Annotated in this window: 3 protein-coding genes; all 3 read left to right on the top strand. The window is 52.7% G+C overall.

Features of this window, described 5'->3' with window-relative positions; genetic code table 11:
- Positions 1-227: hypothetical protein (locus IBX50_RS17700; protein WP_292257626.1), on the top strand; the 227-nt coding region annotated here is incomplete at its 5' end.
- Between the two features lie 45 nt (positions 228-272).
- Positions 273-3,524: a helicase-related protein gene (locus IBX50_RS17695; protein ID WP_292257624.1), complete on the top strand. Its 3,252-nt coding sequence runs from the start codon at positions 273-275 to the stop codon at positions 3,522-3,524.
- On the top strand, positions 3,517-4,308 hold the full coding sequence (locus IBX50_RS17690) for a DUF4391 domain-containing protein (protein WP_292257622.1): 792 nt from the start codon (positions 3,517-3,519) through the stop codon (positions 4,306-4,308). Before IBX50_RS17695 ends, IBX50_RS17690 begins: the two co-directional genes overlap by 8 nt.
- Positions 4,309-4,313 lie beyond the last annotated feature (5 nt).

Here is a 4,313-nt window from a genome sequence, read left to right as displayed (position 1 = left end):
CGGAACCCAGCACTGTTGAAGCCGTTAAAAAAGCACACGGATGCACAAATTGCACCCTGCCTGCTATTGAGATTTACCGGGGCGAGGATGACTTTTTTGCTTTTCAGGAACACGAAGCAGAAGCACTACTAGAACAAGCCAAAGAACTGATACTGGATCTGGGGGAAGCGGCAGAAACCCAGCTGGACGTGGAAGACGTGCTCTTGAGCCAGGCGCAGGAGTGGTAATCTTGGCCACCAGTGGGGAACTGTAATTATACTTAGGAGAGCGCGGTGTTACTGGACAACAAAACCAGCGGACTTGTTGGTAATGCACTGAAAAAAAATGACTTTGCTGATTCCAAGCTATCGGTACTGTCGAGCTTATTTACCCTCTACGGCTTTGCAGTGCTGCAACAGGAGCTCAAGCAGTTGGATTCCGCCCGTATTCTGCTGACCGAGTGGGACTCGCTGAATTTACAAGCCTTTGTTGGTGCTGAAACCGAGGTTCGGCTGCTGAATCAGTTGCAGCAAAAGCGTCTTGCCAGTGAGTTTTCGCAATGGCTGGCAGCCAAGGCTGAAGTGAAAGCCAGTGTGCGCCCGCAGCCTGGGCAGAACATCATTCATCTGGATGCAGGGCAGCAGAGTTTTGCGATTAGTGGCAGTGCCACCCTGACCCCCACAGGCTTGGGTGAGGTGCGTTCTGATTCTTTGCAGATGAATATGGGGCTGAGTGATGCAGAAAGCACCCAGCAACTGCTCAACTGGTTTGATGGTGTCTGGGAGGATAGGCTGAGTGTGCGTGATATTCAGCAAGACCTGATCACCCGCATAGAGGCCATTGCAGCGGATCAGCCGGCCAGTTTTGTCTATTTCCTCACGCTTTTTCATCTGTTCAAGGATTTTCTTGAAGACATTGATGAAGACAAGATTATCCGCAGCAAAACCGGCTTTAAAGACACCCAAGTCTGGAACAAGCTCTACAAGTTCCAGAAGGACGGCGTACTGGGTGCCATCGACAAGCTCGAAAAACACAACGGCTGCATCATTGCTGACAGTGTGGGCTTGGGTAAAACCTTTGAAGCCCTGGCCGTGATCAAATACTACGAGCTGCGTAATGATCGGGTGCTGGTGTTGTGCCCTAAGAAGCTGCGCGACAACTGGACTATGTACACGGTCAACGACAAGCGCAACCTGCTGGCAGCAGATCGGTTTAACTACGATGTTCTTAACCACACGGATTTAACCCGACCCAAAGGCTATTCTGGTGAAATCAACCTGGAGACACTGAACTGGGGTAACTACGATCTGGTGGTGATTGATGAATCCCACAACTTTCGTAACACACCCAGCAAGGCGGAAGGCAAAAGCCGTTACGAGCGCCTGATGAAAGACATCATTCGTTCTGGGGTAAAAACCAAGGTGCTGATGCTGTCGGCCACACCGGTGAATAACCGCATGAATGACCTGAAGAATCAGGTTGCCTTTATTACCGAAGGCCGGGACGATGCCTTTGTTGATCAGGGCATTAAAAACATCGAGGCCACCCTGCGCCTGGCACAAAAACAATTCAACCAGTGGGTGAGTCAGCCGGTGGAAAAGCGCACCACCGCAACCCTGCTCGATACCATGAGCTTTGATTACTTTAAGCTGCTGGATATTGTCACCCTAGCCCGTTCGCGCAAACACATCGAAAAATACTACGGCACAGCGGATATTGGGCGCTTTCCAACCCGACTGCCGCCAAAAAATATCTATGCCGATATTGATGCCAGCGGCCAATTTCCACCCCTGAAAGAGCTGAACAAAACCATACGCCGCTTATCGCTGGCTGGGTATTCACCGCTGAAGTTTGTGCGCGAGGCCAAAAAAGAAGAGTACGCCCGCCGCTACGATAAATCCGTGGGTGGCGGCAAGGGGGTATTCAAACAGGTTGACCGTGAAGAAAGCCTGATTCACCTGATGCGCGTTAACCTACTCAAGCGCATGGAAAGCTCGATTCACTCCTTCACACTGACCGCCACCAAACTGGCGCAACAGGTTGAGCGCCTGCTGGCCAAGATGGATGCCCATGAATCCGAAGCTCTGGACGAGTTGAATATCGAAGACATTCACGACTTTGAACTGGAGTCCACCGAGCTGGAAGGCTACATGGTGGGCAACAAAACCAAGGTGCTGCTGCAAGATATGGACTTGATTCGCTTCCGCCAAGAGCTGGAGGCAGATCGGGTCTTTTTGAACCATATTGCTGAAACAGCGCAGCATGTGAGTGCAGCCCGTGATGCCAAGCTGGAACAACTGAAACAAGCCATCGCCCAGAAAATTCATCAGCCACTGAACCCCGGCAACAAAAAGGTCATCGTTTTCACCGCCTTTGCCGATACTGCCCAGTACCTTTACAGCCAACTCAACCAATGGGCACAAGCAGAACTGGGCATTCACAGTGCGTTGGTCACAGGCGGCGGCACCAATAAAACCACCCTCACCGGCTTAGGATCTGATCTGAACAACATCCTCACCGCCTTCTCGCCGGTTTCCAAAGAGCGCCACAAAATTGATTCCAGCGCGACCACCGAACTCGACCTGCTGATAGCCACCGATTGCATCAGTGAAGGCCAGAACCTTCAGGATTGTGACACCCTGATTAACTACGACATTCACTGGAACCCGGTGCGTATCATTCAGCGTTTTGGCCGTATCGACCGCCTCGGCAGTAAAAACACCCAGATCCAGCTGATTAACTTCTGGCCGAATATGGAACTGGATGAATACATCAACCTCGAAGCTCGCGTATCCGGGCGCATGGTGTTGCTGGATATTTCCGCGACCGGTGAAGAAAATGTTATTGATGAAAACGCCAAGGATATGAACGACCTGGAATACCGGCGCAAACAGCTTCAGCAGCTTCAGGATACCGTGGTGGACCTGGAAGACATGAGCGGCGGTGTCTCCATTACCGACCTGACGCTGAATGATTTCCGTATGGATTTATCCGGGTATATGGCCGACAAAGCCCACCTGCAAGCCCTGGAACAAGCCCCCTACGGGTTGTATGCGGCGGTGAGTATTGATGCAGAACTGGCCGCAGAAGGCATTCAGCCAGGCGTGATTTTTTGCCTGAAAAACATCCGCAGTGGCAAAGAAGCGGTACAAGTGGATGACAACTACCCGCTGGCACCCTACTTTCTGGTGTACGTCGCCGACGCTGCAAGCAGCCACAGCGCGGTTAACCTGAACTTTACCCAAAGCAAAAAAATACTCGACCTGCTGAAACGCCAGGCATTCACCCATCAAAGTCTGGATCAGGCGGCGATACAGCAGCTCAACAGCGACACCCGCAAGGGCAAGGATATGAGCCACCTTCAGCAACTGCTGGCGGTCGCCGTGGATAGCATTGCCGGTAAAAGCGAAGAAAAGGGCATTGAAAGCCTGTTTACCAAGGGTGGCACGGTGCTGACTGCAACCTCCAGCCAAGGCATAGAGGACTTTATGGTGGTGTCTTATCTGGTACTGACACAAGCCCCCCAAGGAGCAGGGCATGACTGAACTCCATTTAGGGCTCCCGCTATTCGAGGCATTTTTATACCGCCTGGGCATCCCGGATAGCTGCCTGCTGAACAAGCCCCTGCATAAAAAAATGTTTCAGCAACATGCCGATCTGAATGCCGCCGACAAAAAAGCCCTGAAGGACGGCGTTGAAAAAATCCGTTGGCTCTACAGCCTCAAGCCCAGCACCATTAATATCGCGCCTTTTAGTGACGACCTGCACGACTATGGCGAGCTGGCCTTGCTGCATGTGGAGCTGCGCCAGAGTCAAGGCACCGCCCGCCTGGGGGAGTTGATCAACCGCGCCATTCCCTATCCACTGGTGATTTTTTTTACTGACAGTGACCAGCGGCTGGGGCTTTGCCTGGCGGATAAACGCATCAACAAAGCCGACCCGGACAAATGGGTGCTGGAAGATCAACAGCTTTCCCCCTGGATGGATCTGACCCAGATGCCGCAGGATGAACCCAGCCCCGAACACGCCTTTTTGAACAGCTTGGCGTTGGCCGGTTTACCCCAGGGCAACTTCTGGCAGTTGTATCAGGCGCTCAGCCACCGGCTCCAAGCCCTGCAAGCGGCGGCCATCACTGGGCGGTTTCATCTGCTCAGCGGTGCAGCGGCTGAACAGCAACGCCACAGCCTACACAGCTACCGGCAAGCCGAGGCAGCGCTTAAAAAACTGCGTAGCCAGTTGAAACAGGCCGAGTTCAGCCAGCAGGTGGCCTTGAATATCCAGATCAAACAACAGCAACAGCAGCTCCAGCAGCTTGCCGAGCAGCTTTAACCGAA

The organism is Marinospirillum sp. (assembly GCF_014859565.1).
The sequence above is the reverse complement of the archived record's forward strand: the minus strand, read 5'-3'. Positions and strand labels throughout refer to the sequence as shown.

Coding starts and splice junctions, on each gene's coding strand:
- IBX50_RS17690 (WP_292257622.1), top strand. CDS start 3,517: ATGACTGAACTCCATTTAGGGCTCCCGCTATTCGAGGCATTTTTATAC.